Genomic DNA, 26,841 nt, shown 5'->3' with positions numbered 1-26,841 from the left:
AAATAAAGAAAACAACAGTTAAAACAGTAATTACAGCCCGTAAAAAAGAAAGCATGCATCCGGAAAAAAAACACAGGCAAACCGCTGCCCGAACCATTACATTATTAACCATACTGCTGGCATTCCTTTGCTATGGTTGCGACTCTAAAACAAAGAAATTTGAAGAAAACTACACTTTTTACCGCGCCGTAAACGGTAAGGATACTGCGCTTTTGGCCATCGCGGAAAACAAAACACATTTTTACGGACGGTATGAGATACAATATGAAGGAACGATGAAAGATTCCGGTGAGGTGAGAGGAAAGGTTATGGGCGATACGCTGCAGGGCGATTACTATTATAAACCTTATGGCGGCGGCAAATGGAAACGGGTGCCGATTGCTTTGCTAAAAAAGGATCGCAAACTGCTGTTAGGACGTGGTGTAACGATTACCTATATGAACATCCCCCGCTATACATCCGGAGTACCGATCGAATACTCCGACCCGAAATTTACTTTTGAAACGATCCAAGAAGCCGCCCAGAAATAACGGTTGCCAGTCCGGAATGAGCTATATATTCCGCTACGGCGATGGCTGCGAATTGCGGGATAAATACAGGCGGTAACAGGTATAAATGCCTGTTTTTTTAATAAAAAATAAAGCATCCGGTTTGTGGGATGCTATTTTCGATTACATTTACCAATAAAAAAAGTACAAAAAATATGAAAACAGGAGTGGTAAAATTTTACAATGAAACAAAAGGATTTGGATTCATAAAGGATGAAACAGGACAGGAAATTTTTGTTCATGTTTCCGGTTTAAAAGACAAGATCAAGGAAAATGATGCAGTAATATTTGAAGAGGCTGAAGGAAAGAAAGGAAAAAATGCCATTAATGTCCGTCTGGCTTAATGACTGCTTAAAAAAAATATAGTACTGATTGAAAAGTAATAACCAATTAATTAGTACTATATAATCTGATTTTTCAGCTTTTCCGGTTTTAGAAAAGAGCATTATGCCCTTGCCGGACAAGTATGGTGAAAAACATTTTGTATATTTGCAAACGAAATACGAACAGATAAAATGTAAAATATAATTTCTTTTTAAGGCACTTACAAAACGGTAACCCGCAACGGTTCACCGTATTCGCTACACTTTAAAAAAAGAAATTATGATTGTTTTACAGCATATTGCATACGTGCATCCCAATAAAAATCTGTTGTTTTCAAACATCAGTCTTACCGTTAATCATCACGATAAAATAGCTTTAATTGGCAATAATGGAGTGGGGAAATCCACCCTGATGCAAATTATTGCAAAAGAATTGCCACTGGCCGAAGGACAGCTCAAAGTGGATTCCGAACCGTATTATATACCCCAGATTTTCGGGCAGTATAATCAGCTGACGATTGCTCAGGCATTGCGCATTGAGGCGAAGCTGAATGCGCTGAAAGAAATAGTAAGCGGCACTGTTACCGAAGAAAACTACGCAGTGCTCGACGATGACTGGACCCTTGAAGAACGTTGTAATGACGCTTTAAACTACTGGCAGTTAACCGGATTGGATCTGACCCAGAAAATGGAAACGTTAAGCGGCGGACAAAAGACAAAAGTTTTCCTTGCCGGTATCGCAATCCACCAACCCGAAATTGTTTTACTGGACGAGCCAAGCAACCATCTGGACGGTTCAGGCAGGCAGCTTTTGTATGACTTTATTACAACCACAACCAGTACCCTGATCGTCATAAGCCACGACCGGAAGCTATTGAATCTTTTAAGCACGGTTTGCGAGTTGAGCAAACGCGGCATAACCGTTTATGGCGGTAATTATGATTTTTATGCCGGACAAAAGCTGTTGGAAAACAAGGCGTTGAACCAGGACATTAACAGCAAGGAAAAAGCCTTGCGCAAAGCCAGGGAAAAAGAACGGGAAATGCAGGAAAGACAGCAGAAATTAGACTCCCGCGGTAAAAAGAAACAGGAAAAAGCCGGTGTTGCCCGGATAATGCTAAATACCTTAAAGAACAATGCCGAAAACAGCACTTCAAAAATGAAAAGTGTCCATGCCGAAAAGATTGGCGGTATTTCGCAGGAACTACAGGAACTGCGTTCCGCTTTACCGGATAGCGACAAGATGAAATTCGGACTTAACAGCGCTGCACTGCACAAAGGAAAAATACTGTTTACCGCTGCCGGGATCAATTTTGTTTACCACAAGCAGCCTGTCTGGAATAAAAACCTGAATGTTCAGATCACAAGCGGAGAGCGCATTGCGCTGAAAGGCGGGAACGGTTCCGGTAAAACAACACTGATAAAGCTCATTCTGGGTAAATTGACACCACAAACGGGAACGGTTTACAGGGCAGCCAATACAACGGTATATATCGACCAGGATTATTCTATTCTGGACAATCAGCTGAAAATTTATGAGCAGGCGCAGCAATTCAATGTTTCGGCTTTGCCCGAACATGATATAAAAATGAGGCTCAGCCGCTTTTTGTTTGGCAAAGACGATTGGGACAAACCCGCCGGTATGCTGAGCGGCGGCGAAAAGATGCGTCTGATTCTTTGCTGTCTGACCATCAGTAATGAATCGCCGGACATGATTGTTCTGGATGAGCCAACCAACAACCTGGATATTCAGAATATTGAGATCCTGACGGCTGCCATTAACGAATACCAGGGTACTCTGATCGTTGTTTCACACGATGAATACTTTTTAGAACAGATACATATCGAACGGACAATCCAGTTGTAATGATTTTTGTTGTGATACGGCAAATACTTATATTTATAGCAGATATATAGCGGAGTCACAGTCAGGACTTTCATCGTACCATAAAATAGAGAAACACATGAAAAATTTCGGATTTATTATATACGTTTCCGATCAGAATAAGAGTATGGAATTTTACCGGAATCTTTTGGACAAGGAACCGGTACTGCATGTTCCCGGAATGACCGAATTTGCATTTTCCGAAACGTGTAAACTGGGCATTATGCCGGAAAGCGGAATTGCAAAAATCATTGAAGAAAAAACACAACATCCGGCAAACGGAAACGGGATTCCCCGTTGTGAACTTTATCTTGAGGTTGCTGCAATCGAACCCTATTACAAAAGAGCAAAAGCATTAGATGCGGTATTGGTAAGTGATACGATGAATCGGGATTGGGGACACCGGGTTTGTTACTTTGCAGATCCTGACGGGCATATTATTGCTTTCGCCGAAGAAATATAACGGGCTTTCGGCCGCCGGTTAAAAAGCTTCGGCTGCTTCAAAGCAGAGTGTTTCTTTGGTTCTGGGATGCACAAATTCAAGGTAAGCCGCATGAAGATGCAGCCTGTTGGAAGCCGTTCCGTATAAATCATCACCCACTATGGGTGCATTCAGGCCCAGTTCGTGTGCGGCATGCATACGCAGTTGGTGGGTACGCCCGGTAAGCGGCCAGAAATGGACTTTGGTTGTCGTTTCATTCCGTTGGATAACCTTCCATCGGGTATGCGCTTTTTTTCCGAATTCGAAACAAACCAGCTGGCTTGGCCGGTTGTCCAGATCACCCCGTAGCGGTAATTTTATTTCGCCTTCTTCACCGGAAATCACTTTGGAAAGCAGTGCCGTATACCGTTTGATAACCGTTCGTTTTAAAAACTGCCTTTGAATGTGTTTGTGGGCTTCTTTGGTTTTGGCCACCACCAGAAGTCCGGAAGTAGACATGTCCAGCCGATGAATGATGAGCGGTTCAATGTTTCCGAAAGCCGCCTGAAGCCGGGTATAAACGGAATCCTGGATTTGGATTCCCGGAACAGAGAGCAGTTCGGCGGGTTTGTTAACCACGACAAGGCTGTCATCCTCATAAAAAATGGTTAGTGTGGTTCCTTCACCTGAATTTTTTAAAAGCGGATTTTCATCCATAGGTATGCCTTCCAGCATGTGGCTCAGAATGGGTTTGCATTTTCCGGTACAGGCCGGATAAAACTGCCTGTGTTTCCGGATTTCCGATTTTGGCGAAGCACCCCACCAGAATTCGGCCATGGCAATAGGTTTATAGCCGTTTAGAAAGGCATATTGTAACAATTTCGGTGTGGCACATTCTCCTGCGGCGGCCGGTGGTTTTCCAAAAACAGTCTCGCTGAAAATCGCCTGCAGGCTTTTTTCCTTTCCGTCCTGGTTCAGGAAGGCATATTGTTCAAAGAGCTGCTGTTGTAAGGCTGCCGATTTTTCTTTGCGTTCTTTCTTTAAGGCTTCAATGCTGTTTTCGAATAGGGTAATTTCAGATTGGGTCGCTTCCAAAAGCTGTTTCCACCTGTTCGATAAAACTGTCAGTTCCCATTTATCGCTTAAACTCTGTTTGATCAGATCTGCTTCAAAATGAGTGTATTCCTGTTCGCTTAAGACCGGTTGCTGCGCTTCACGGTGTTTTTTTCGGTTTTCTTTATTGCTTTTTAATTGTTTTTTAAAAGCGGTTATCTCTAAGACAGATTGGGCGGTAAACTGCTCAAAATTACTTTTAAGAATGCTGTAATGTTCATCCGACTCGATGGCTTTGATTTGCTGGTTGATGCTGTTGAGGATTTCCTCTTCTTTTAAGAAAAAGCTGTTTTCGATCAGCATGTCAAAAACCGGCGGAACAAACTTAGGATGATTGTTGGTACCGGCCAGTTTTCCTGAAAAGGCAGTCAGATAACCCAGTTTCCCGTTGTTGTCCTGAACCACCAAAACGCCAAACATCTTACCGATAACAAGTCCCTGCTGGTCTGCTGTCAGTCCGAAATTATGATCCAGCTCCGTTTGGGTTTCCAGATAGTGCTGCAATTCGGCAGCGGCAATTTGGGTTAACGGGTGCGGCTCATAATAGAACGGAAACGTAAACCGTTCCGGTACGGTGATCCCGTTTACCGAGCTATCGGAAAAGTAAGTAATGCTATTTTGAGTTGTGTGCTGCACGGTATTTTTTTGTAGCTGCGAAAATAAGCGTTATTCTCCGGAGATAAGGCGATGTAAAACAATTTTATTTAGCATCTCACTCCGGAATGGACTCCACAAGGATTACTGTACCGGCTTTGTCATAATAGGTACAGGTCATTTTGTCCAGGCACATTGCCCATTTCTCAATCCCTGATGCTGCACTGCTGTTGCAAAATGCGGGATAATCGGTTTTACCCTGCTGATGGGCTTTTAATATGGCTTTAAACCGGGCTGCATCAGCAATTGGGGCGATAGCAATAGTTTCATATTTAGCACTGCCTGAAGTTTTATAATCACCGGCTCCGTAATAGTCGGTATGACCGTCGGTTACATACACTTCATAAAAGGTAACACCAAGCTGTTTTATTTCCCGGATATATGCCGGAAAATCGGCACCGGATTTTACCTTGCTGTGTATTGCGTTGATTTGCGCTACTGTAAACATAGTTTGAGGATTTTAGGGTGATAGATTTAATTTCCAGGAATAACAATTCTTTGCTGAATATTCGAATCGTCATTGTCATACAAATGTCGGATTATTGGAATTAGTTTTATTGTAAAAAGACATTTTTTCGATATCAATTCCTTAAATTTTTTTGCAGAAGTTCAACACTTTCTTCCGCCATATTCCTGTTGTTACTCTTTGAACCGGATGAATTTTGCGCAAGCATCGTGCATCATCAAGACCATTTTTTACAATGTAAAAGTTTTTTTTTTACTACTCTTTATGCTTTTAAATGCTGATAACCAATGGTTTGGTTGTGTTTTGGAGTTGATCTTTAAAATTATAAAACAAAGTACATTGTTATGCTATGTATTTTGTTTTATATTTGTCCTATGAACGAAGATTTTACAACCAAATGGATATCACAACTCAAGAAAGGCACTTTGTCTTTCCTGGTGCTGAGTATTTTGAAAGACGGCAAGGAATACTACGGGTATGACCTGATTAATGAGATCCGGAAAAAGACCAAAATTGAAATTGCCGAAGGAACGCTTTATCCTTTGATGAACCGGCTGAAAAAGGAAAATTTAGTGGAATCAAAATGGGTAGAACAGGACTCGGGTATTCCGAGGAAGTATTATAACATTACCCCATTGGGACAAAATACGACAAACGAAATGAAAGCCTATTGGGACAACCTCAATACAATAATAAACGCAATATGAAATTTAAAGAAATAGTATTCCGGGATCAAAATTCAAAAAGGATTTATCTGGATTATATCGCAAGAATCCAGCAGGCTACAAAAGTGCTGGATAAGGAAAATCAGCAGGAGATTTTACTGGAAATCAATAGTCATATCTATGAAAGTCTGATGGATAATGCCGCCGGTGAAAAAGGGGAGGTTGAGAAATTACTGGATGTCGTGGAAAAACTGGGGCAGCCGGAAGTTTTCCTGAAACCTTTGGTTGCCGAAAAGAAATTAGAAGAAGCAACCAGAACGTTTAATCCGGTAAAAATAATAAAAGCCCTTGCGCTCAATATCGGTAACGGTATTTCCTATGTGATTTTTGCCGCTTTGTATTTGCTGCTATTTGGTTTCCTGTTCGTAATTGTCGCTAAAATTGCCGATCCTCAGAATGTCGGGCTTTTTTACCGGAAGGATGTGGTTTTTATTTTAGGATATTATAGAGAGAAGGGCGTTGATAATACCCAATATGAACAATTAGGCAGTTGGTTTATACCGCTTATGCTGCTGTTGGCAGTAATTTTCTATGTACTGATAACCCTGTTACTCCGCTTAAAAAGAACCTTAAATAAAAAATAGTATGGTTAAGAATTATTTGGCCTGTTTGTTTGGCTTTTTCGTTTCGTCATTTGTACTGGCTCAAGAGATAGACACCCGGAAACTGGATTTATATTTTAAATCATTGGAAGATAATAACAAATTTATGGGCAGTGTGGCGATTTCCCAAAATGGTAAAATAGTTTATACCAAAACGATTGGACTCGCTGCGGTTGAAAACAACCTCAAAGCAAACGAAAATTCAAAATACAGGATAGGTTCGATCTCAAAAACATTCACCGCTGTTTTGATTTTGAAAGCTGTTGAAAACAAAAAATTAGCTTTGGATCAAACCATTGAAAAGTTTTTCCCAACCCTTGCAAATGCGAACAGGATCACGATTAAACAGCTGCTTGGCCACCGAAGCGGTGTACACGATTTTACCGATGATGAGGACTATGAGACCTGGAACACCAAAGCCAGAACAGAAAAAGAAATGGTAGCGGTTATCACTAAGGGAGGAAGCGATTTTGAACCGGACACGGAAGCAGCATACAGTAATTCGAATTATGTACTGCTGACGTATATACTGGAAAAAACCTTTAAAAAACCGTATGCCGAACTGTTGACGAGCAATATAACCAAACCGCTCGGACTGACCAATACCTATTTGGGCGGCAAGATAAACACGGCTAAGAACGAATGCAGATCGTACCGTTTTGAAGCAGGCTGGCAGGCAGAACCGGAAACGGATATTTCCATTCCGTTGGGAGCGGGCGGAATTGTGTCTACACCAACCGACCTGGTAAAATTCAGCAATGCCCTTTTTGGCGGAAAGCTGCTGAAAGCGGAAAACCTTGAATTAATGAAAACGGTAAAAGACAACTACGGACTGGGATTGTTTAAAATACCGTTTTATGAAAACATAAGTTACGGACATAGAGGCGGAATAGATAAATTTACAGCTGTTTTTTCCCATTCTTCCGAAGGTAATATTGCTATCGCCCTGATTTCAAACGGAAGCAATTATAACAATAATGAGATTCCTCTGGCTATTCTGAGCGCTGTTTACAACAAGCCTTTTGAGCTTCCGGAGTTTAAAACGTATGCCGTTCGTTCGGAAGACCTGGACCAATACCTGGGAACGTATGCTTCCAGCCAGATTCCGGTTAAAATAACCATATCCAAAGATAACAAAACGCTTATCGCACAGCCCGGAGAGCAATCGCCGTATCCATTGGAAGCCACGGAAAAAGACAAGTTTAAATATTACAAAACGGGTATTGCCCTGGAGTTTAATCCGGCGGAAAATACGGTGATCTTAAAACAGGGAGGAAAGGAGTTTGTATTTACAAAAGCTTAAGAACGGCAAAGCTTTGTTCTCTGTTGGAACAATATAATTATCCTGAAAATTCCGTTTAAAACGGCTTAATCAAAAAAAGTGCAGACCTGATATTGTAAAGGGCTGCACTTTTTTTGTGATATGCATGCATACCGGATTAATTGTCTTTTTAGTGTTTTATATCGCCTAAAATAGTAATATTGTAAACAAAAAAGGACAGGTTAATGATTAAAATCGGAGAGAATATTAGTTACGAAATTTCAGATACACTTTTTGTTTTCGCATTGGATTCGGAAGCAGGAGATGCTTTTGATGATAAAAACAAATTAATTACCGGTATCGGTAAAGTAAACGCAACTTTGGCATTGGTAAAGGAAATCCATAAAAGAAGGCCCAAATTAATAGTAAATCTTGGCTCGGCAGGAAGCAATACCTTTGGTAAAGGGGAAGTGGTGTGCTGTACTAAATTTATTCAGAGGGACATGGATGTAAGAGGGCTTGGATATGATCAATATGAAACCCCTTTCTCGGGCATCCCCACAGTATTAAATTATGGATTCAAAATTGACAGCCTGAAGGAAGGAGTTTGCGGAAGCGGCGATAGTTTTGAAATGAATCAGCAGGAACGTGAGTATAATATTGTCGATATGGAAGCCTATCCTTTAGCGCTGGTAGCCATGAAAGAAAACATCCCGTTTCTTTGCTTAAAGTATATTTCCGATGATGCCGGGAGTGATGCGGCAGAAGACTGGTCCGTACAGGTACACTTAGCGGCAACAGCATTTAAAACAGTACTCTTTACAAAATAAGCTTACAGGGGGATATTTTAAGTATCCCCTTTTTTACATTTAATCAGAAAAAAAGGCTGACTTTCCTGAATTGCCGTTATCTCAGATAATCCGGCTTTGCCAAACTCGGACGCGATGGATTCCCGGTCATAAAAGAACATTTTGACACCGTCAAAGATCTCATAACGATCGGTACTGATACAGTTGCCCTGCCCATAGCTAGGCGCTTCTTTTGAAATGACCGTAAAGACCATATAGCCATTCTCCGATAACTGATTATAACAGTCACGAATCAGTTTTTCCCTTTCGCTGCTGTCTAATAAGTGAATCAGGGCATAACAAAATATCCCGTCATAGCGGTTTTTGTCAAAGGGCATATCCGTTACCGACCCGTGATGGATAACCATATCATTCCCGTAATGTTTTTCTGCCATGGCAATTGCCGTTTTGGAGATCTCAATTCCGGTAACGGTCATTCCGTTTTCTTTGAATATCTGCGCATTACGGCCGTAGCCAATTCCGGGTATCAGGACGTTTTTTACCGATTCCCGGACAAAAAACGCTGTTGTCAATACAGCAGACTTTGAAGGTTCAAAGCCCCACATTTCCTGCTTTTCGCCAAAGGCTGCTTCCCAAAATTCCGGTTTTTCGGTTTCATTTGCCATTATCTGTGCTCTTTATGTTATCGGTTATGCAATTTACAGGAAAATCTTAACTATCTATAGCAACGGTTTTTGCCGGCTTTATTTTTTTGTTCCAGGTTAACAGCAGTAACATAAACAATATAAAACAGATCAAGGCAACAATATTTGTCTGAATGATAAAGGCGTGAATAGCAGCGGGAGCTATTATCGATTTTGTCCGTAAAACGGCAAACGTGAGTATAAAAGAAAAGACGATACAGAAAGCAAAGAAAATCCAAAAACCTCCGTACTGATCGAAGTTGTTAAAAATCAAAAGATGCCAGACAGCCCAGAATGAACCCGAGAGAATGCTTTTCAGGACGAAGTTTATTTTTCCGAAACTTTCAATCAGATAGCCTCTCCAGGCATATTCTTCCATGATATTGTACACAAAAGCAAAGGAACAGAATAGCAATGCCCATAAATGCTTATCTACACCGTGACTGTTATTGATGCCATATACCGTATAACAAACAAACAATATCGCCGGAAATAACAGGCTTTTGATTTTATGATTTCCCAATAAGGTGATTTCCTGTTTTACACCGCTGAATTTATAGAACAGGAGCGATGCTGCTATTGTCACGATGCCGTGATTATAATTAAAGGTAAAAGGGATGTCGGTTAATTTTACTAAAATCAGGTTTAATAAATTGGGAAGCTTCCGGGCAAAATACGTCCCGGTTAGTACAATTCCGTAAAACAATACAATGCGTAACCAATTTACATTTTTGATTTGTGCTGTTAAATTCATGCCGTTTTTTTGTTAGAAGGGTACAGTGTACTTTGTGTTATTGGATATCGTTTTTGTTTGAAAAAAATCAAATGTAACGAATTATTACTTACAAATTGCAGGTTTAATACTACTGAATTGGAATTGAATAAAGGACAATATCACAGTATAATGTACCCATCGTGAAATTTGCCGGAAAGGCTAACGGCTATTATGCTCTTTGAATATTTCTGTAAACAAAGTTAGTAGCAAAATAAAAGGTTGAAATCAGGATAAAGACAATACCAACCATTCCAAAAAACTCTGTAAACCGCATTAGCATACTGGGGTCTTTTGCATCACCGTCCATCAGGAACCCGATTGTCGTAATAATTGAAGATACCGCCAGGATATTTAAAATTTTTCTTTTCATAAATATTAGATTTTTAGATTATGATGCTATAAACGCTTTTCGGTACCGTTTAGTATAGCGATTTTGATAGTTTCTTTAAGAAAATTCTTTAACGATTGAATGTTGTTTACCCATTTAGTTGCCTATTGGTATTTTAGATATTTTGTTAAGAATCTGATTCCTGCGGTTAGCTAAAGTGCCGTGTACTTCAATTGTTTCGATATCAAAATCCCATATCCATTCATTCAGGATGTCATTTACGTTGTTCCTGAGCTTTGGAAAATCTGATTTTTCGCAGGATATTACATCCGGTTCTTCGATGGGAACAAAAACAAGAAGGTCAATTTCTTCGATTATTTCCTGAGCGGTTGCAAAGAGCGATTGAATATTTCTGCTTCGGTCAATAGCGTGAATATAGGCTAAAAGATCAACCGGGCACCTGTCGAAGATTACCTTATCGTCATCTTCCGATATCTGCTCGACAGCATATTCAAATTGTGCTATAAAATCGTCAGCTTCGGGTATTTCCGAAAAGTCATATCCGGATTCTTCCAGTTCATGATATGGTTCCTTTTTAAGAACATAACCGGGAAGATGCTTTATGAGCTCTTCTGCTAATGTTGTTTTACCGACCCGATGGGCGCCTGCTATTGCTATTTTCATTTTCCTGTTGTTTAGATTCTGATGACCTAAAAATAGCATAAAATAATTTAAATAAGTGCTGTTAATATCCGGACGTTTTTTTCGCTCAGGTTGTAATAGTGCGTAAAATAATTTCACTTTTCCTGTCCTGCAGAATACGTACCTTTGCAACGTTTTGGATAAAGTATAAGCAAGAGTAAGATCTGGTTTACGCTCAACCCGGAATGGTATAATTTTAATTGAATATAAGTTTTGAAAATATGGAAAATATAACCGTTAAAAAGATAATGCCGGAGGATATCGGCCAGCTTCAGAAAGTTAGTAAACAAACTTTTTGGGAAACCTTTTCCGCCAGCAATTCTGAAGAGAATATGACCAATTATTTAGAGGAAAGCTTTTCTGTGGAGAAGCTAACCGATGAATTGAACAATGAACACTCCGATTTTTACTTTGCCCTGCTTGACGAAAAGGTAATCGGTTATTTAAAACTGAACTTCGGACAATCTCAAACAGAACTACAAGACAATAAAGCACTCGAAATTGAGCGTATTTATGTATTACAGGAATTTCACGGTAAAAAAGTAGGGCAGGTGCTGTATGAAAAAGCTTTGCAGATAGCCGGTCAGTTAAATGCCGATTATGTCTGGCTGGGAGTTTGGGAAGAAAACCTGCGGGCAATCGGTTTTTATAAAAAGAACGGTTTTGTTGCGTTTGACAAGCATATTTTCAAATTGGGAGGGGATGAACAGACCGATATAATGATGAAAAAAGTTTTAAAAGCCGATTGATAATATTGCCGGATTAAATCTGTGGGATTGTTGTAAAATTAACCGAACCCTCATTCCGGCTAATCATTCCCTTGTTTTGGCGCAGCAGCAGCCAATTATTTCGCAGCAAAAGGCTGGAACGTCGTAGCAACCATGCGGGACACGAGCAAAAGCGAAGGCCTGAAAAACTCGGAAAATATCTTCATTACAAAATTAGATGTACAGGATCGCACATCTATTGCAGCAGCCATAGCGGCCGGTATTCAACGTTTCGGAAGTATTGATATAGTCGTTAATAATGCAGGTTACGGCCTTTTCGGAATTTTTGAAAGTGCCTCACGGGAGAAGGCTGGACAGAAGGATTGCGTATCAATTAGGATTTGAACATCCGCAGTCGTTTAACAAACTTTTTAAAAGTAAAACAAAGACGCCACCGTTAGAGTTTAGGGAACATTTAAACTGATAGAAAGGTTTATTGTTTATGGGAAATATCAAAGACTACAAAGCTATAAAGTAGTGGGATTTGGTATCAGGAAGTGGAAATCAATAAAAGAGAATATTGCATTGGTATTTTAACATGAAAAAATATACAGAAGTAAATTGTATTTGAAAACTTTGAGTATTTTTATGACATAACAGATACAGCCAAGCAAACATCTAAATATGGATTTTCAACAAGAACTTAACGAAATTTTTGAGATTATAAAAGACACGCTTCCCGCTGGCGTGGAATTTACTGCCTACAGCATTCCATCCTATTCCGGTCACGGTACTAGCGGTAAATCCTACTTTACCCTTGTCGATGGAAAAGCGAACAGAAATGCAATCCCTGAAGCATTGAAAGACGGCTCCGAATACCGCAGGATCGAGATAAACCAACGTATCAACGATGCCAAATTCGATATTACCGTTGCTCAGGAACCGGGACGATTTGTCATTTTCTCGGTTTCAAAAGAAAACGGATATACGTATAGAATCGCCACTCCGGAAGAATTGGTACAACTCACGAAATTAGAACTGATAAAACTCGTTGATCCCGGAACGCGCAAGGAAATTTTTGCCGAAGTCGCCCCGGATAAGAAAACCGGTAAACCGGACGTCGTAGGAAGACAGAAAATCTATTATGAAAACGGAGAAGTAAAGGAATATACGGGCGCACCGATTTCCGATTTCGCGAGAGCCGCTTTCCACGCGCTCGATGAAAAACTCAAATTCGTGTATGCATTGGTTACTGAAACCGATGCCGTCATCAAAACGTCGCCTGCAATTCCCGGAGTTACGGAATTATATGAAGTCAACGAAGACTTGACGCTCGACGCATCCAAAATCGAAAATATTTACGAATTCCTCGAATCGTTCAGTGAAGCCAAAATCGAAAAAGGCATCGAAGCACTTGAAGCAAATCCGGAATTCAAGGCAAAAGCCGAAAAACGTTATGGTCAATTGATCAAAACAAGAGTGGGGCAAGACGCAGGTATCGAAAGTTTCGAAAAAGCAGCATTGTCGCGCAAGGAAGTCGAACTGTTTAGCGACTGGCATTTTGCCGAAAATGTGATCTCGCTATCGCGTATGGATGAAGACGAATGCCGGACTGTTGTCGATTTTATCGGAAGTCTGGTGATGAGTTATCTGGACATCCATGAGTTTAAAAAACAAATGGAAGCTACCGAAAACGAAATGGAGTTGCGGGAGGTATATCATTCCGCCGCCCAAAAAGTCAAAGCTGGAATTTTGGACGAAGCAAATGTTTATGGCGGCAGTTGGTTCGGAGAAATAAGCACACTGCTTGCGAATCATAAGGTCGAAAAACTCATGTTCGAAAAAACACATTTCAAACTCGAAAACAACGATGCGCTTAAGGCGTTTATGTTCTATCTGAATCTTAATAATGGAATCAGCATTTATTTCGACATCTACCAATCCTATCTCTACAACCTTACGGAATTCTTCTGGTTCTCACCAACTTTACCGAGAACGGCCTGGGGCGAAACCGACTTTGTATTACCGGAATTCACCCTGAAATTCAGAAGAAAAGCATTTTACCGAATCAACGATGACGGTGAATGGCTTCGAAAAAGCCCAAAACCCGCTGGCGTTGAATAAGCAATAAACCAACCACATTTCCGAATTGTTTTCGGAGAACTTAAACAATCGAATTACCCTATGGCTACACAAATGTACGAGGTACAGTGGAACGATGCTGTCCCGGAAAAACCGATATTGACCAAACAAGAAATAATCGCCTATTGCCGTCATTTCGGGCAGGCGACACCAGAACTTAATGAATTTCTGACGCGTTTCGATTTTGACGAATGGAAATGCATGCGAATTGCTTTTGATTATGTTTACGGCAAACATTCCGATAAGGACGGTGCTGTGGGGAGCGATGCCGTAGCCTATCTCGGGCTTATTGCAACAACCTTCCTTTCGCGCGAAGGTGAAGCAAAACTACAGGAATATGTCGGTAAGGAACGTTTTATGTATCCTGAAAACAATCGCACGTCATTCCAGGTTTTCGACGATTGTCCGCTTTGGATTATCCAGGTCGTGAAAAAGGAAAAACAATATGCAGACTGTTTGTTTTTTATGCCTGCCGTTTTCTGGAAAGACGCACAGATGCGTGACGATTCCTATGGATATGAGAAATACACCGTTGGTGATCATCACAAATGGTATGGCGACTTTGCAAAAAACCAGCGCCCGATTCAGTACTGGCGCAAAAGGATCGGTTCGTATGCACCGAATTTTATTGAACGCGAAGGTACCAACATCGAATTTGAAAAGGCACTTCCTGTTTTCGACAAGTGGCATAACCGCATTGTATATTACGATAACAGCGATTCTGAAACCATGTATTTCCACGATCTTGCCAATCCGGAAATCCGACACGAAGCAAAAGGCTATCTGGTTGATTCGTATAATGGCTATTTTTTGATCACACCGGAGGAGTACCATTTCGGACAAAAAGGCAGCCTGGTGATCACCGACAAGCAATTCAACAAAATTTCGAAGACAAAAACCAACGTCTATAATTCGTTTGAAAACGATTACTGGAGCGTTTTTCTCGATACAAAAGGTATCGTGATGACCAGGAAAGAGACGAATGAAGAAAGACGCTTTAAATACAGCGAAGTTAACTTAAGCAATAATATTGGCGGGAACAACAGCACGGAACTTTCGATTTGGACGACAGACGATAACACCGTTTGTTTTTTCGAAAGTCGTAATTTTATTACTATCGACAAAGATTTCAATGCCACTACCATTTCACCGGGCAAACATTTCAAAAAAGAAATCCCGGCCTATTTTTATGATTGTTACATTTGGAACAAATCACTCGAACTTTCCAAAAACAGACGGCTGTTCTTTACATACGAAGGTGTCCTGATGGTAAATGCCAACGGAACACTCGAATATTTTAATCCGAAGCTTACTGAAATTACAGGCGAAGCGATTTTTTACAATGGTATTAAAGACGAAGCGTTAGGCGGAATCTGGTTCGTCACAACGAATGACCGACTGGTTTTTACGGATGAAAATTTCGAAAAAGGTTACGTGTTTAACTTTACCGAACAGTTTTCCGATCCGCATCGAAGCGATAATTATTATGTGCAACTCTATTTCGATAACGAACAAAATCTATGGACTTCGTTCTACCGCAATAAACTTTATAAAATCAACCGGGAGGAATTGGAAAACAAACTGAAAACGGCGGTTGCCTATTCTCCAAAACAACTTCAAACGCTCTAAAAAGTTATGGCTACACAAATTTTTGACGTTCAGTGGAACGATACACCTGCCGGAAAACCGATACTTTCAAAACCGGAGATTGTTGATTATGCGCGACATTTCGGACAAGATACTAAAGAACTGCACGAATTCCTGACGCGTTTTGACTTTGATGAGTGGGTTTGCATGGAACTTTTTGTCGATTACGTCTACGGACGAGTGGATAAAAGCGGTCGAGTAGGAAGTGATGCGGTGGAATATCTAAACATCGTTTCGGGTACTTTTTTTACCGATGAAGCCGAGCTCGCACTTCATAATTACGTTGGATTCAACAACAATAGATTTGAATACAACTACGAAGGATCGCCGCCATTCGCGCCTTTTCCGGATTGTCCGCTTTGGATTATCCAGGTTACAAGTCAGGAAAAATATGAGTCGAGTGCGATTTTCTTTATGCCTGCGATTTGGTGGAAAGATGCCCGTATGACAAGCGAATCGTATGCCTATAGTCATTTTACCGTAAATTCGAGATGGAACAAGTGGTATGGTGAACCTTTTGGGAAAAACCAGCATCAGAATATGTACTGGAGAAACCGGATCGGGAGTTATTCCCCAAATTTTATCGCGCGTGAAAACGGCTCGACGATTCCGTTCAATAGCTATAATATTCATTTCGATACCTTTAGAAATCGGGTGCTTATACAGGAATCGCGAGCTGAAGACTTACGTTATTATGATTTATCCGATTTTAAAACCGAACATACAACGCAGAATTTTCTTAAAGATAGCGAGAACGGATTTATTGAAAGTTCGGCCGACGGTTATCGCTTTTATACCGAGAAAAAATTGTCGATCACCGATGCGAATTTCAATGTGATTTCGGAATCCACTTCTAAAATTGTCAATATTTTCGAAGACGATTTCTGGAAAGTGGTGCTTGATAACAAAGGTGTTTTGATGACGAAAAAGGAATCGGGAGACGAAAAACGCTTTAAATATAGCGAACTTAAACTGACGACTTCGGCATATTCGAACAATCCGGACAGTTTGAAAATTTATGTAAATGCGAACCGTTCGGTGATTTTTTACGGAAACCGAAACCAGCTTTCGATTGTCGATGTTTCGTTTAACGTGGCGAACATGAATTTGGAGCGGCTGTTTAAAAAAGAAATCGCACCGCATTATTACGGGAACTACCAAACAAAGGCACTTGTTATGCTTTCTGCGGAAAGACAATTACTACTGACCGAAAACGGGGTTTTCGAACTTGGAAAAGACGAGAAACCAAAAATAATCAACGAAAAACTTAAGGAAATCACCGGGGAAGCCTTGTTTTATAATGCTGTAAAAGACGAAGCTTTAAACGGAATCTGGTTTATCGCCGGTATGGATCGTTTGGTTTTTACCGATGAAAATTTTGAGAAAGGTTATGTGTTTAATTTTACCGAGCAGGATCTTTCGAGTGAGTACCTGAATATGTACCGTTGGTGTAATCTCTTTTTTGATCAGGACGGGAATTTGTGGTATTCACTTTTCGGACGAACACTTAACAAAATCGCCAGAAAGGAACTCGAATCGAAATTAAAAACAGCAATCGCTTTCGGAAAATAAAAGTTATGGAAACACAGGAATTATTGCGAAATTTTATAGTTGAGGAAGAAAAGGAACTGAATAGAGAATTGGTAAGTTTTTCGGGCGAACAAGGCCACAACTTCCTAAGTGAAAATTATTCGGCGCTGGTCAAAGCATTTCCGAAGGCTGCAAAACTACTGGAACCGCAGGAATTGGAGCCGTTCTATTTCCATTATATACGAAGGGGTTTGCTTCCGTTAAAAGGGATCGAAAAAACCTATGCGCTTTGGGAAACGGCCTACCGAAAGCAATCCATTTTCCTCGACAAGAAAAAATACGATACTTTTTTTTCCTATTGGACCTCGATCAAAGGTTTGTTTGTTTTTGGGTTTGATCATCAATTCGAACTGGATCGAAATAACGGTTATGACGATTATGTCCGATACCGTACCGTTTTCGAAAAGATCAATTCGTATTCGAGCATACCCGGAATGCTATCAAAAGCGAACTTATTTTCGGAATTCGCCCGGGATCAGGACGTCGTAACCCGGATTTCAAAAACCGTTTTGGCGCTCGAATTTGTTCAGGATCATTATTGGGACAGAAATCCTGAGCAACAGTACCACTATCTGAACCTGGAGTTTTGGGGACTGATTTTTGTATTGGTTTCCAGTGATTCCGAAGTTGCCAAAGAAACAATTTCAGCATTTAAAAAAGTAGATTTTTTGCCGAAATTTGAGGATCAGATGGAAATCCTGACCCGTTTTGAAACCGCAGCAAGTCAATTCAAAAACAAAAAATAAAGCACGCTTCCTTGATAAAAATTTACGGATTTAAAGATCCCCATGAAATCGGAACTTTTATAAATGGACTTTGCTGATAGTAGTACTAAACTTTATACAATCTGACCAACCAAAAATAAAATACTATGGAAAAAATGACGCTTGAAAACGCCAGATCCATTCTTAAAAAACACAAGCTCGAAGCCGACGGAAAACACCTTTTTGATGCTTTTGGAAATATTGAAGTATTTGAAGCACTTCTGGCCGCCGGCGCAGATGCGAATCACTTTAATACCTATTTTAATGTTCCTATTCTTTCGTTAGCTTATAGTCGGAAAGAATATACGAACTTTAAATTGCTTCTGGAATATGGTGCGAATCCGGATATACCTTCGAGTGTGTTTGAGAATCGTGAACCAATTATTTTCGAGATCGCTTCTCCGCAAAAAGGAGTTTACAGCTACCTTCGACCGATGATCAAAGCCGGAATCGATTTGAATCAATGGCATCCGGAATCGGGTTATACGGTATTGCAACACGTGGCAAGCCGCTATTATGTGTCGCTTGAAAATCTTGAATTCCTGATCGAAAACGGTGCAGATCCGAACCTGCCAAACCAGGATGGAGTAACGCTTTACGACCTGATCGACAGCGAAAAAATAAAACTTCGGAAACCGATGGTACTCGCTTTGAAGAAACATCAAACGGGTTATGTTGAGCGTCCAATCGAATTACAAATAATTCCGCCGCCACAAATACCAAAACTGGATACACATTTTTATCATTCGCCCGTTTCGTTCCGTGGGATAAAAGTGCTTGACAAGACCAACGATACGCTTACCGTAAGAATGTACCGAACCAAACAGTACGACCTCGATTTTCCGCGAACGCATACCAATTCGCTAAACATCATTTTTTCGCTTCTGGAGCATTCGGAAACAGCATCTGCCTGGAAAGATGCGGCTACCGTATTCGATTTCTGGAAAGATCACGTTGCCGTAGCACGTCACTATATCAAATCACATATTGTTACGGATTTCGAATTAACTTTTCATGCCGATCTTTGGGAAGAAAGTGGATTTATGGCTTTCGATGAGATATCTGAAGAAACGCGCGGAAAATTGCAACAGGCTACGATGACAATCACCGTAAACGAACCGGAAATGCTCAAAACGATCGAAGTTGGCAGTTGGGCTAAAATCCCGGAGTTTAACGTTGCACCGCTGTGGTATCTCGAAAATAAGGCAACTGCTCAGTATTACTTTTTTTATATGAGCGACGGTGGCAGATGGATTGCAAAAGAAGGTACAATCGGTACGGAAGCAAAAGGAAAAGTTATTGGAGGTATTACCAAAGGTTACTACAAAGAACAGAACAATAGAGCCGAAGCGTTTGTCTTTAAAAAATTAGAGGAAGGTTTTACGCTCGTCTACAAAAATTTTGATACGGCTTATAACCTCGAAGAAGGAATTGAGGAAGCCGCGCGGGAAGTCAAAATCAACGAAAACAAAAATCAGGATTATAGTGAAGATGCCATTAAAGCGATTAAAAGCAAAGACGTGGCCAGGCTTGCGGAAATTCTGAAAAAAGGTGTTCATCCGGATACGCTGAAAGAAGAATATGGAAAACTCGCGCTCGAACGCATCGCTAACGAGTACATTCCGCAGCAAGCCCATCTTGACATGCTCAAACTGATGCTCGAAAACGGAGCCGATCCGAATCATGAGCTGTATGAACACGAACCCTTGTTACAGAAAGTGTGCCGACACGCAAAAAATGAATTAGCAGATGAAATGGTCCGTGCATTACTTGATGCCGGAGCGGATATTTCGACCGTCGGATCTGAAATGTACCAATATACTTCAAACCTGCAAGCCGCTTGCCAGGGTGGTATGTTGTGGTACATTGAACACCTTCTGGAAAAAGGTGCCGATGTGCATTATAAAGATGTGAACGGCCTTTCTGCCTTGAATTATGCCGTGAGAGCGGAACGCAATGCGGTTGAAACCATCGATTTGCTGCTTAAGAACGGAGCAGACAAAAGCGATCTGAATACGTTTTACTATTCCGAAAATATGTTTGAATATGCCGAAACTCCTGAAGTTGTGTATAAGCTTGTCGATTTAGGATTTGACATCAATATGCCAGGTCATTTTGGCGATTATCCTGCTATTCTGACCATTGCCAAAAGAGGTTCTGTGACAATGTTCGATACCTTCCTGAAATTAGGAGGAATGGACGAAATGCACCGTGTTCTGGATCGTCTTTATGAACCGCTGGACAGAAACAGTCAATCCACGATCGAGGAACAAATCGAAAAGATGCGATTGTTGCATAAACTGGGATATTCGTTGATTTCGATTACGGATGGCAATCCAATTGAGCGGCTTGTTGACAAAAATCTTAAAAAGCGCAAGAAAATTACCAAATGGGAAGAAAAAGCCCTGCTTGATCTTTGGGAAATGGATTGCGCACCAAGACGTCTGGATCAGCTCAACAAACTATACGAATACGTCACAAAAGTAGATTGTAAGCCGATGATCGAAAAATGCGGACAGTATATTACCGACATTCAAGCCGCATTGAACTAACCCCTGAAAACGATTCAAATGGAAAACTATTACGCCAAAGCCGTCGACTTATCCGGAATGCAATTTGACATTCCGGTAACCGAAGACGGAACGGTTCAGATATCGAGCGTGCTCAAAATAAAATCGCTCGAAACAAATGCACGCAAGGTTTTTTGCCGCAATAATGAACTTCAGACGCTTATTGCGCCAAACGCGGTTTCGGTTGGATGCAACAAAAACAAACTCACGTCGCTGCATCTCGAAAATGCCGAAAACCTGCATTGCGGTGAGAACAAAATCACGGAATTGTATGCGCCAAAAGCTACGGTTGTGAAATGTTATATCAACCAATTGACCGAATTGCGGCTTGACAGCGCAGTCGAAATCGAATGTTACGGAAACGACGATTTGAAGGTGATCTATGCTCCGAATTTACGTAAGATCGATAGGTTTGAAAATCTTGTGCAAACCGAGAATTTTGCTTCGCGCAAAGAAATCGAAATCACAATCAAAAATCATTTTGATCGCAGAAATCCGGAAGGCTACACAACCGAAACGTTTGATCTTGAAATCGTGCTGGATCTGGACAAACCCAGAACAGTCGATAATGTTGCGTTCGCGATATCGGTTTACGATCCGGCAGTGATGTTCGAGGTTTGCCTTATGGAACGCAACGATCGATTCGGCCAGCAGGCCAGCATCGCAGCGCAAATCGAACTTCCTTTTGTGGCAGACAAACCGATGCGTTTTGCTGTATCCGTTCCTATCCGATCATACGTAACCGCTACGAAAAACCTGCTCGACATTATTCGGGAAGCACCCGAAAGCGAACGGGTGTACGAACGGGAGTTTCACATTGACGTGACGTGTTATCTGGAATCCCAAAACACGCAGGACAAGAGTTTTACCAAAACGTTTGCGATCGGCAATCCGTTTGCAGGACGTTATCAATGGGATATGGATACGTTTACGGAACCCGCTAAAATGGAACAGGACGAGAAATTCCTGCCGGAAGCACTTGCAAAAGTTTCGGATGATCTTGAAGACGCTTTACTGGAGCTTTTTGAATGGCATCAAGACGAAATTGCGGAAATAGCCGGTTCTGTGGATGGCATTTCATACGATATCCTGCCACACGAACGCTATGCGGCCATTTCATTCCGGACTACCGAAGACGAGGAAAGATACAGTCCGGCCGATTGGGAAAACTACAGTTTGTTGGAGTACAGCAATTGTAAGTCGGAGAAATTTAAGGTGTTTTCGAAAAGGTTGTTTCAATTGTTTTTTGAAATCCAGGCGAGTTCGGATGATTTTGAAGACATAGAAACACGCATCAATGATTTGTTGTTCACGGCAATTGCCAAAGCCGTGCTGCGTTCGCCGGTTGCCGAAAAACTGAGAGTTTGCGGGATTTCGAAAGCACCGATACTGACGGACACTTTCGACAAAACGGTGGAATACATTGTTTCTGCTTCCGAATACGGTGAAGATCCGTTCAATTACTGTGAATCGGTGATTTCGGATACAGAAACAAAACCTACAGACGGACGCATCCGTCTTGATAAATTCTGATATATGAAACAGCTAAAAACCCGCGAATTACTTTATGACGGAACAGAAGGCGAATCGCTTTATGGCGAAAGCCATTACTTTTTCGGGAACAGTTTTGAGATAAAAGACATTTTGCGATACGAATTTGCCAGACTCAAAAGAAAAATCGAAAACGAAGCCTACGAGAAAATTATTTCGGATGCCGGATTTACAAGTGTAAGCTCGTTTTTTAAGCATTTGGAAGAAACCGGGGAAGTACAGTATCGTTCCCAAAACGGATTGCCTTTGTATTATGTGACGTACCTGCATATGCTATTTGTTTTTTCATTTGGCGAAACCCAACCGGCACGTTACCAGTTGTATTGTGAAGGCGTTTGGGAAATGTACGTGAATCGTTGGGAAGACACACCCTAAGCTATGGATAAAGAAAAAGCCTGTAATACTATTACAGGCTTTTATTCGACTTCATTTTTCGGGTTGTTAGCTTTTAATCATTTTCTTAGTAAAAGAATGACCATCAGGAGTGGTTATTTTTAAAACGTAAGTTCCGGCAGCTAAATCAGCAATATTTAATTGATGGCTGTCGCCGGATGTTTTGATAAGTCTTCCGTTCAGATCCAATACCGTTACTTGTGTTATTTCTTTATTGAAATGTACAGTTGAAGTAGCCGGGTTAGGGTAGAAGTAGAAATTAGAAACCGTTGGATCATTAACGCTTAAAGTGTTTTCCACACTAACGACATTCCTGAAAGTAGATCCCCAAAGTCCCTGGTTATCTTTTAAGCGAATGTTAAAAACGTGCAGTCCGATTGCATTTGGAACAGGAATTCCATTAGCCAGCAACTTTTCGTAGGCACTATTAAAATTCCCGTCGGCAGCCAGTATAGGCGTTCCGTTGCCATAGCCCGGATCGGTGTCCCAAAAATATTCCGCCTGTACAATTCTAACAGGTTCTGATGTTACTGCAGCTTCTACATTAACAATACTTGTAAAAGTGGATCCCCATAGGTTCTGGTTGTCTTTAAAACGGATGTTGAATTTATGCAAACCAACACCCGGCAGATTGATGCCTGAAGTGACAATTTTTTCGAAAGCACTGTTAAAGCTGCCATCGGCGGCTGCAATTGCGATACCATTGCCATAGCCCGGATCGGTATCCCAAAAATATTCGGCTTGCGTTATGGATACTTGTCCCTGAACAAAGCTTGCCATAAATAAAGCGACCAATATATAAAGTTGTTTTTTCATCTCTTTGTTTCGATATAAATTATTTGGAAAAACCAGAACCTGAAACATTTAATGTTGCACCGGTTGTAATTCTTCGGGCTACGTTTAAATAATTTATTTGCGCTCTGTTGCCTCCGTCAGCCGGCCAATAATTGCTCCAGCTGTTCGAACCGCCTCCGTTTCCGGCATCATTTCTTGTCAAATCCAGATCGGTGTATTCTACTGCCGGAGAACCTGCGTTTACATTGGCACCGCTAACACTTTGATTGTTGGCGTTGATGGTAAAATTTCCCGAGGTATTCGATCCCTGATTGGCAACATTATTTAAAACAAAAGAAGTTTGTGACATGTTGTAGAAAGCCGAAACCGTTGCATTGGAGTTGTAATTGTAGATCAGAAAATCACCTCCAAGCGCCAATACATTATTGTATATCGAAATCGTTCCGGTATTTCCGGTGGTTAGATTGATGGTGATACATTCGCCATACTGACCGCCGCCATTGGTTCGTGTGTCGGCTACATTATTGGTGATTTCATTCGTACTTCCGTTTTTTACACCCCAAATGCTGATTGAACTTTGCGGAAGGAAGTTGTTTAAGATTTTAAACGTATAGTTTCTTTGATAATTGGTAATACCGTAATTAACGCTATTGGCGATGATTTCTACGTCATCTGTAGCTAAACTGGTATCTTCGGTATGCGTTACAAACAGCGATCCCAAAAAATTACCGGTACATTTTCCATGCGCTATAATCGTTTCGCTATCTATAGTACATCCGGAGAGATTGGCAGTTGCATTTATTTGACCGGCATCAAAAAAGCCTATTAAACAATTGAAGACGTTTAAAGTGGTTCTGCCACCGGTTGTTGCACCGGAAATAGTAACACTGCCTGCATTTGCATTGTGAATGGTAACCACTCTTCCTGCAAGTGGTGTTACGACCACGGTTCCCTGCAATTTGTATTTTTGATAATTAGTTTCAGAGACAAAAGTCAAAGACTTGTTGATCGTCAGGTTTTCAATATAAGCGGCTCCTGCATTTTTGGGCTTGATAATGATCCGGTCTCCGTTTGTTGCTGCCGTAATGGCGGCACTCACGGTTGCATAAGCGCCATTGGCACCATTTTCTCTAACATATAAATCGGCTGCTGAAGCCATTGAAGTAAACAGACCTGCGATGGCAATAAAAAGTAGTCTTTTTTTCATTTTTTTTAAATTGATTGAATTCGGATTGAAAGATGATAGGTTTTTTTAAAAAAATTACCATTATCTTTTTCACAACAAGCATTAAAAAGTGAAAAAAATAATGGTAAAGAATAGCGCTGTTATTTCTCCAGTTTCATCCAGAAATAGTCATTCCAGCCTTCTATTAGTCTTGTCGGATCGGTATTTTTAGTTCTGTCCTGCTCCGGAATCTGTACAATTCTTTTATCTTTTACAGAAAAGCTGTATTTTCTCGGTTTTGCTTCTCCTTCAATGGTCAGTTCCACTTTGTAAGCTCCGTCCGTAAGGTTGGCAAATTTGAATTCTCCCGGTTTGTCTACTAATTTTAAAGCACATCGGTATTCATTCCATTTGGCTTGTTCTACCTGAGCCACATTCGGAGCACCTGTTCCGTATTGTTGTGCAAATGGCTTGTTGTCTTTTAGCACTTTCACGCTCCATTTTACACTTTTATTGGTTTTTCTGTTATTGGCCGGATTCGGTTGGAATTCTTCATGGTTAAGATAATATCCGAAAACCAGGTTACCGGACTCATCATAATTCATATAAGCATAATTATTCCACGGACCGCGTGTTACATACATTTCGTTCATAGCAGCGTAGGCGTCGGTGTTTGTTAGCTTCTGAATTTCGAAATTAAACGAATAGAACATTTTATCACCCGCGATAAAGTCAAGTCGGTATTCGCCGGTACCCCATTTTTTAACATCAATTTCAGTTCCGCCAACCCATTCGCCATCACGTTTGTATCGGCTGGTTGGTGTATTGTATTTTATTTTTTTCCCGTCGTCAAATTGTTGGAATCCGTCATATTCGAAGTAAGTGATGTATTGATCCCCTTTATACACTTTAATTTTCAGAAATTCGGCCTGGTCATGAACGGTGTTTACGGTAGCACCAGCAGCAGTTTTGTTTGGAACAAAAGTTGCGGTGTAACCTGTAAACTGAGTTAGTCCACCAGTTCCTATATTAGTCGCATACAATAAGGAATTAAAAGTAACTGCCGGTGTTTGTTTGTACATATTCCAGTCCAGTTTTAAGGAAGATGTTCCGCTGGAAGCGCCACCTTTATTTTTTACCTTTTTGGCAACTTTTTCACCTGTATTAACAACTTCTTCGGCTGTTTTTACGGTTTCAACGGCATTATTAGCCTGATTTGCAGTTTTTTGAATCTTGTTTAAAAGCTGCGCATTGGAGTTGGTATACGCGCATAACATCAGCCCGATGATTACTAATTTTTGTTTCATTTTTTTTCTGTTTATTGGTTGAATGCAAAACCATTTTCCGGAATTACAATGCAATAATAAATCAAAGAAAAATGCGAATTTTTACGAATGTATATCCGTTTGCTTTGGGAAGATATTCGTTGGAATTGGAGAGAAATTCGTTTTTAGTAAAATTTATACATGAAGGTTTTCAAGTAAAACCAGGAACTCTTCTTTTTTTCGCACAGAAAGCGGAATGGTCGTTTTGTTTTTCATGACAACCGTATTGCCACCATCCGATTTAATGAAATGGTCGAAATAAGCCATATTGATCAGGTGCGATTGGTGCGTTCTAAAGAAATTGTGAGGCGTCAGCATCGTTTCATATTCTTTAAGATTGGTGGAAACAATGAGTTTTGGCGCATTAATGAAATTAAAGGTGGTATAATTTTTATCGGATTCGCAGTGCACGATATCCTGAATATTGACCGAATAAATTCTATCGGCAGTTTTAAGCACCAGCTTTTGCAAATTTTTTGGTCTTTCAAGATTGCTAAACAAATTATTGAGCTTCATGTCAAAAATTTCACTGCTTAGCGACACTTCCGCCTTTTTAACGGCTTCTACCAAATCGACCGAATCCAAAGGTTTCAGCAGGTAATCTATGGCCGAAAAACGAAAAGCCCTGATAGCAAAGTCTTCATAACCTGTAATGAAAATTACTTTAAAATTAATTGGTTGTAGCTTTTGAAGCAAATCAAAACCGGTTCCGTCGGGCATTTCTACGTCGAGAAAAACAAGATCCGGCGATACCTGCCTGATCAGATTTATTCCGGATGTTACCGAATCTGCCTGGCCAATAATGGCAATATTAGGGCAGTTTGATTTTATGGTGGTAATATTCTTCTTTCGGATTGTTTCAATATCGTCAATGACAACAGCTCTTAACATAGGTAA

General features: G+C 40.7%; 26 protein-coding genes and 2 pseudogenes. 18 read left to right on the top strand and 10 right to left on the bottom strand.

The features are described 5' to 3' along the window. Nucleotides 1-53: 53 nt before the first annotated feature. The 4 genes from BGO42_RS13995 (at nt 54) to BGO42_RS13980 (ending at nt 3,219) form a co-directional block, all read left to right on the top strand. On the top strand, nt 54-530 hold the full coding sequence (locus tag BGO42_RS13995; RefSeq protein WP_273244730.1) for a hypothetical protein: 477 nt from the start codon (nt 54-56) through the stop codon (nt 528-530). 173 nt (nt 531-703) lie between these two features. Further along, nucleotides 704-892 carry a cold-shock protein gene (locus BGO42_RS13990; RefSeq protein ID WP_177733909.1) on the top strand — a complete coding sequence of 63 codons (189 nt, stop codon included), beginning with the start codon at nt 704-706 and terminating at the stop codon, nt 890-892. Nucleotides 893-1,151: 259 nt separating this feature from the next. Further along, complete coding sequence (locus BGO42_RS13985; RefSeq protein ID WP_273244733.1) at nt 1,152-2,738, top strand: ABC-F family ATP-binding cassette domain-containing protein; 1,587 nt, start codon at nt 1,152-1,154, stop codon at nt 2,736-2,738. Nucleotides 2,739-2,835: 97 nt separating this feature from the next. Beyond that, entirely contained in the window at nt 2,836-3,219 is a 384-nt protein-coding gene (locus BGO42_RS13980) for a VOC family protein (RefSeq protein WP_273244735.1), read from the top strand. An 18-nt stretch (nt 3,220-3,237) separates the two neighbouring features. Here BGO42_RS13980 and BGO42_RS13975 read toward each other — a convergent pair whose 3' ends face one another. Then, nucleotides 3,238-4,926, bottom strand: a complete 1,689-nt coding sequence (locus BGO42_RS13975; protein WP_273244737.1) for an RluA family pseudouridine synthase — start codon at nt 4,924-4,926, stop codon at nt 3,238-3,240. A 76-nt stretch (nt 4,927-5,002) separates the two neighbouring features. After that, entirely contained in the window at nt 5,003-5,392 is a 390-nt protein-coding gene (locus BGO42_RS13970; RefSeq protein ID WP_273244738.1) for a DUF1398 domain-containing protein, read from the bottom strand. 392 nt (nt 5,393-5,784) lie between these two features. Between BGO42_RS13970 and BGO42_RS13965 the strand changes: the two genes are divergently transcribed. The 4 genes from BGO42_RS13965 to BGO42_RS13950 all read left to right on the top strand — a co-directional run bounded on the left by BGO42_RS13965 (nt 5,785) and on the right by BGO42_RS13950 (nt 8,828). Beyond that, nucleotides 5,785-6,117: a PadR family transcriptional regulator gene (locus BGO42_RS13965; RefSeq protein ID WP_177733919.1), complete on the top strand. Its 333-nt coding sequence runs from the start codon at nt 5,785-5,787 to the stop codon at nt 6,115-6,117. Continuing rightward, nucleotides 6,114-6,719, top strand: coding sequence for an HAAS signaling domain-containing protein (locus BGO42_RS13960; RefSeq protein WP_273244740.1), 606 nt, complete (start codon nt 6,114-6,116; stop codon nt 6,717-6,719). Before BGO42_RS13965 ends, BGO42_RS13960 begins: the two co-directional genes overlap by 4 nt. Nucleotide 6,720: 1 nt before the next feature. After that, nucleotides 6,721-8,040, top strand: a complete 1,320-nt coding sequence (locus BGO42_RS13955) for a serine hydrolase domain-containing protein (RefSeq protein WP_273244742.1) — start codon at nt 6,721-6,723, stop codon at nt 8,038-8,040. Nucleotides 8,041-8,243: 203 nt separating this feature from the next. Next, complete coding sequence (locus BGO42_RS13950; RefSeq protein ID WP_273244744.1) at nt 8,244-8,828, top strand: 5'-methylthioadenosine/S-adenosylhomocysteine nucleosidase family protein; 585 nt, start codon at nt 8,244-8,246, stop codon at nt 8,826-8,828. A 17-nt stretch (nt 8,829-8,845) separates the two neighbouring features. Here BGO42_RS13950 and BGO42_RS13945 read toward each other — a convergent pair whose 3' ends face one another. The 4 genes from BGO42_RS13945 to BGO42_RS13930 form a co-directional block, all read right to left on the bottom strand. After that, nucleotides 8,846-9,472: a class I SAM-dependent methyltransferase gene (locus tag BGO42_RS13945; protein WP_273244745.1), complete on the bottom strand. Its 627-nt coding sequence runs from the start codon at nt 9,470-9,472 to the stop codon at nt 8,846-8,848. Nucleotides 9,473-9,518: 46 nt separating this feature from the next. Then, nucleotides 9,519-10,244, bottom strand: a complete 726-nt coding sequence (locus BGO42_RS13940) for a CPBP family intramembrane glutamic endopeptidase (RefSeq protein ID WP_273244747.1) — start codon at nt 10,242-10,244, stop codon at nt 9,519-9,521. Between the two features lie 190 nt (nt 10,245-10,434). Beyond that, nucleotides 10,435-10,635: a hypothetical protein gene (locus tag BGO42_RS13935; protein WP_177733929.1), complete on the bottom strand. Its 201-nt coding sequence runs from the start codon at nt 10,633-10,635 to the stop codon at nt 10,435-10,437. A 114-nt stretch (nt 10,636-10,749) separates the two neighbouring features. Continuing rightward, nucleotides 10,750-11,277 (bottom strand): ATP/GTP-binding protein, encoded by a 528-nt coding sequence (locus tag BGO42_RS13930; RefSeq protein WP_177733931.1) that lies wholly within the window; start codon nt 11,275-11,277, stop codon nt 10,750-10,752. A 239-nt stretch (nt 11,278-11,516) separates the two neighbouring features. Here BGO42_RS13930 and BGO42_RS13925 point away from each other — a divergent pair, with 239 nt between their 5' ends. The 10 genes and pseudogenes from BGO42_RS13925 (at nt 11,517) to BGO42_RS13885 (ending at nt 22,641) form a co-directional block, all read left to right on the top strand. Beyond that, entirely contained in the window at nt 11,517-12,044 is a 528-nt protein-coding gene (locus BGO42_RS13925; RefSeq protein WP_273244750.1) for a GNAT family N-acetyltransferase, read from the top strand. Between the two features lie 87 nt (nt 12,045-12,131). Further along, a pseudogene (locus BGO42_RS17920) lies at nt 12,132-12,407 on the top strand (SDR family NAD(P)-dependent oxidoreductase); the annotation flags it as partial. Next, nucleotides 12,385-12,486: pseudogene (locus BGO42_RS13920) on the top strand (AraC family transcriptional regulator); the annotation flags it as partial. The pseudogenes BGO42_RS17920 and BGO42_RS13920, both read left to right, overlap by 23 nt. Nucleotides 12,487-12,686: 200 nt before the next feature. Further along, nucleotides 12,687-14,126, top strand: coding sequence for a hypothetical protein (locus tag BGO42_RS13915; RefSeq protein ID WP_273244752.1), 1,440 nt, complete (start codon nt 12,687-12,689; stop codon nt 14,124-14,126). 60 nt (nt 14,127-14,186) lie between these two features. Beyond that, the gene (locus tag BGO42_RS13910; RefSeq protein WP_273244754.1) at nt 14,187-15,773 is read left to right on the top strand and encodes a hypothetical protein; all 1,587 of its coding nucleotides are present in this window, start codon (nt 14,187-14,189) and stop codon (nt 15,771-15,773) included. A 6-nt stretch (nt 15,774-15,779) separates the two neighbouring features. Continuing rightward, nucleotides 15,780-17,363 carry a hypothetical protein gene (locus BGO42_RS13905; protein ID WP_273244756.1) on the top strand — a complete coding sequence of 528 codons (1,584 nt, stop codon included), beginning with the start codon at nt 15,780-15,782 and terminating at the stop codon, nt 17,361-17,363. 5 nt (nt 17,364-17,368) lie between these two features. Continuing rightward, nucleotides 17,369-18,127 carry a hypothetical protein gene (locus BGO42_RS13900; protein WP_273244758.1) on the top strand — a complete coding sequence of 253 codons (759 nt, stop codon included), beginning with the start codon at nt 17,369-17,371 and terminating at the stop codon, nt 18,125-18,127. A 125-nt stretch (nt 18,128-18,252) separates the two neighbouring features. Further along, on the top strand, nt 18,253-20,697 hold the full coding sequence (locus tag BGO42_RS13895) for an ankyrin repeat domain-containing protein (RefSeq protein ID WP_273244760.1): 2,445 nt from the start codon (nt 18,253-18,255) through the stop codon (nt 20,695-20,697). A gap of 18 nt (nt 20,698-20,715) precedes the next feature. Then, nucleotides 20,716-22,248 carry a hypothetical protein gene (locus BGO42_RS13890; protein WP_273244762.1) on the top strand — a complete coding sequence of 511 codons (1,533 nt, stop codon included), beginning with the start codon at nt 20,716-20,718 and terminating at the stop codon, nt 22,246-22,248. Nucleotides 22,249-22,251: 3 nt separating this feature from the next. Beyond that, nucleotides 22,252-22,641, top strand: a complete 390-nt coding sequence (locus BGO42_RS13885) for a hypothetical protein (protein ID WP_177733952.1) — start codon at nt 22,252-22,254, stop codon at nt 22,639-22,641. A 66-nt stretch (nt 22,642-22,707) separates the two neighbouring features. Here the strand turns inward: BGO42_RS13885 and BGO42_RS13880 are convergent, their stop codons facing one another. From BGO42_RS13880 to BGO42_RS13865, 4 genes are all read right to left on the bottom strand, one after another. Further along, nucleotides 22,708-23,475, bottom strand: coding sequence for a T9SS type A sorting domain-containing protein (locus tag BGO42_RS13880; RefSeq protein WP_273244765.1), 768 nt, complete (start codon nt 23,473-23,475; stop codon nt 22,708-22,710). A gap of 19 nt (nt 23,476-23,494) precedes the next feature. Further along, complete coding sequence (locus BGO42_RS13875) at nt 23,495-24,661, bottom strand: right-handed parallel beta-helix repeat-containing protein (RefSeq protein WP_273244766.1); 1,167 nt, start codon at nt 24,659-24,661, stop codon at nt 23,495-23,497. 119 nt (nt 24,662-24,780) lie between these two features. Then, nucleotides 24,781-25,926 (bottom strand): hypothetical protein, encoded by a 1,146-nt coding sequence (locus BGO42_RS13870; protein ID WP_177733957.1) that lies wholly within the window; start codon nt 25,924-25,926, stop codon nt 24,781-24,783. Nucleotides 25,927-26,079: 153 nt separating this feature from the next. Further along, on the bottom strand, nt 26,080-26,835 hold the full coding sequence (locus BGO42_RS13865) for a LytR/AlgR family response regulator transcription factor (protein WP_273244767.1): 756 nt from the start codon (nt 26,833-26,835) through the stop codon (nt 26,080-26,082). Between the last annotated feature and the right edge of the window lie 6 nt (nt 26,836-26,841).

This window comes from Flavobacterium sp. 40-81 (genome assembly GCF_001898245.1).
GTDB lineage: Bacteria > Bacteroidota > Bacteroidia > Flavobacteriales > Flavobacteriaceae > Flavobacterium > Flavobacterium inviolabile.
Note: the sequence above shows the minus strand (reverse complement) of the source record. Positions and strands in the feature narration are given on the sequence as shown.

What these genes read in the sequence shown, in the direction of transcription:
- BGO42_RS13880 (WP_273244765.1), bottom strand. Translation starts at nt 23,475, where the DNA reads ATGAAAAAACAACTTTATATATTGGTCGCTTTATTTATGGCAAGCTTT.
- BGO42_RS13875 (WP_273244766.1), bottom strand. Translation starts at nt 24,661, where the DNA reads ATGAAAAAAAGACTACTTTTTATTGCCATCGCAGGTCTGTTTACTTCA.
- BGO42_RS13930 (WP_177733931.1), bottom strand. Translation starts at nt 11,277, where the DNA reads ATGAAAATAGCAATAGCAGGCGCCCATCGGGTCGGTAAAACAACATTA.
- BGO42_RS13910 (WP_273244754.1), top strand. Translation starts at nt 14,187, where the DNA reads ATGGCTACACAAATGTACGAGGTACAGTGGAACGATGCTGTCCCGGAA.
- BGO42_RS13980 (WP_273244735.1), top strand. Translation starts at nt 2,836, where the DNA reads ATGAAAAATTTCGGATTTATTATATACGTTTCCGATCAGAATAAGAGT.
- BGO42_RS13935 (WP_177733929.1), bottom strand. Translation starts at nt 10,635, where the DNA reads ATGAAAAGAAAAATTTTAAATATCCTGGCGGTATCTTCAATTATTACG.
- BGO42_RS13945 (WP_273244745.1), bottom strand. Translation starts at nt 9,472, where the DNA reads ATGGCAAATGAAACCGAAAAACCGGAATTTTGGGAAGCAGCCTTTGGC.
- BGO42_RS13985 (WP_273244733.1), top strand. Translation starts at nt 1,152, where the DNA reads ATGATTGTTTTACAGCATATTGCATACGTGCATCCCAATAAAAATCTG.
- BGO42_RS13885 (WP_177733952.1), top strand. Translation starts at nt 22,252, where the DNA reads ATGAAACAGCTAAAAACCCGCGAATTACTTTATGACGGAACAGAAGGC.
- BGO42_RS13995 (WP_273244730.1), top strand. Translation starts at nt 54, where the DNA reads ATGCATCCGGAAAAAAAACACAGGCAAACCGCTGCCCGAACCATTACA.
- BGO42_RS13940 (WP_273244747.1), bottom strand. Translation starts at nt 10,244, where the DNA reads ATGAATTTAACAGCACAAATCAAAAATGTAAATTGGTTACGCATTGTA.
- BGO42_RS13865 (WP_273244767.1), bottom strand. Translation starts at nt 26,835, where the DNA reads ATGTTAAGAGCTGTTGTCATTGACGATATTGAAACAATCCGAAAGAAG.
- BGO42_RS13900 (WP_273244758.1), top strand. Translation starts at nt 17,369, where the DNA reads ATGGAAACACAGGAATTATTGCGAAATTTTATAGTTGAGGAAGAAAAG.
- BGO42_RS13915 (WP_273244752.1), top strand. Translation starts at nt 12,687, where the DNA reads ATGGATTTTCAACAAGAACTTAACGAAATTTTTGAGATTATAAAAGAC.
- BGO42_RS13870 (WP_177733957.1), bottom strand. Translation starts at nt 25,926, where the DNA reads ATGAAACAAAAATTAGTAATCATCGGGCTGATGTTATGCGCGTATACC.
- BGO42_RS13890 (WP_273244762.1), top strand. Translation starts at nt 20,716, where the DNA reads ATGGAAAACTATTACGCCAAAGCCGTCGACTTATCCGGAATGCAATTT.
- BGO42_RS13970 (WP_273244738.1), bottom strand. Translation starts at nt 5,392, where the DNA reads ATGTTTACAGTAGCGCAAATCAACGCAATACACAGCAAGGTAAAATCC.
- BGO42_RS13905 (WP_273244756.1), top strand. Translation starts at nt 15,780, where the DNA reads ATGGCTACACAAATTTTTGACGTTCAGTGGAACGATACACCTGCCGGA.
- BGO42_RS13925 (WP_273244750.1), top strand. Translation starts at nt 11,517, where the DNA reads ATGGAAAATATAACCGTTAAAAAGATAATGCCGGAGGATATCGGCCAG.
- BGO42_RS13950 (WP_273244744.1), top strand. Translation starts at nt 8,244, where the DNA reads ATGATTAAAATCGGAGAGAATATTAGTTACGAAATTTCAGATACACTT.
- BGO42_RS13895 (WP_273244760.1), top strand. Translation starts at nt 18,253, where the DNA reads ATGGAAAAAATGACGCTTGAAAACGCCAGATCCATTCTTAAAAAACAC.
- BGO42_RS13960 (WP_273244740.1), top strand. Translation starts at nt 6,114, where the DNA reads ATGAAATTTAAAGAAATAGTATTCCGGGATCAAAATTCAAAAAGGATT.
- BGO42_RS13990 (WP_177733909.1), top strand. Translation starts at nt 704, where the DNA reads ATGAAAACAGGAGTGGTAAAATTTTACAATGAAACAAAAGGATTTGGA.
- BGO42_RS13955 (WP_273244742.1), top strand. Translation starts at nt 6,721, where the DNA reads ATGGTTAAGAATTATTTGGCCTGTTTGTTTGGCTTTTTCGTTTCGTCA.
- BGO42_RS13965 (WP_177733919.1), top strand. Translation starts at nt 5,785, where the DNA reads ATGAACGAAGATTTTACAACCAAATGGATATCACAACTCAAGAAAGGC.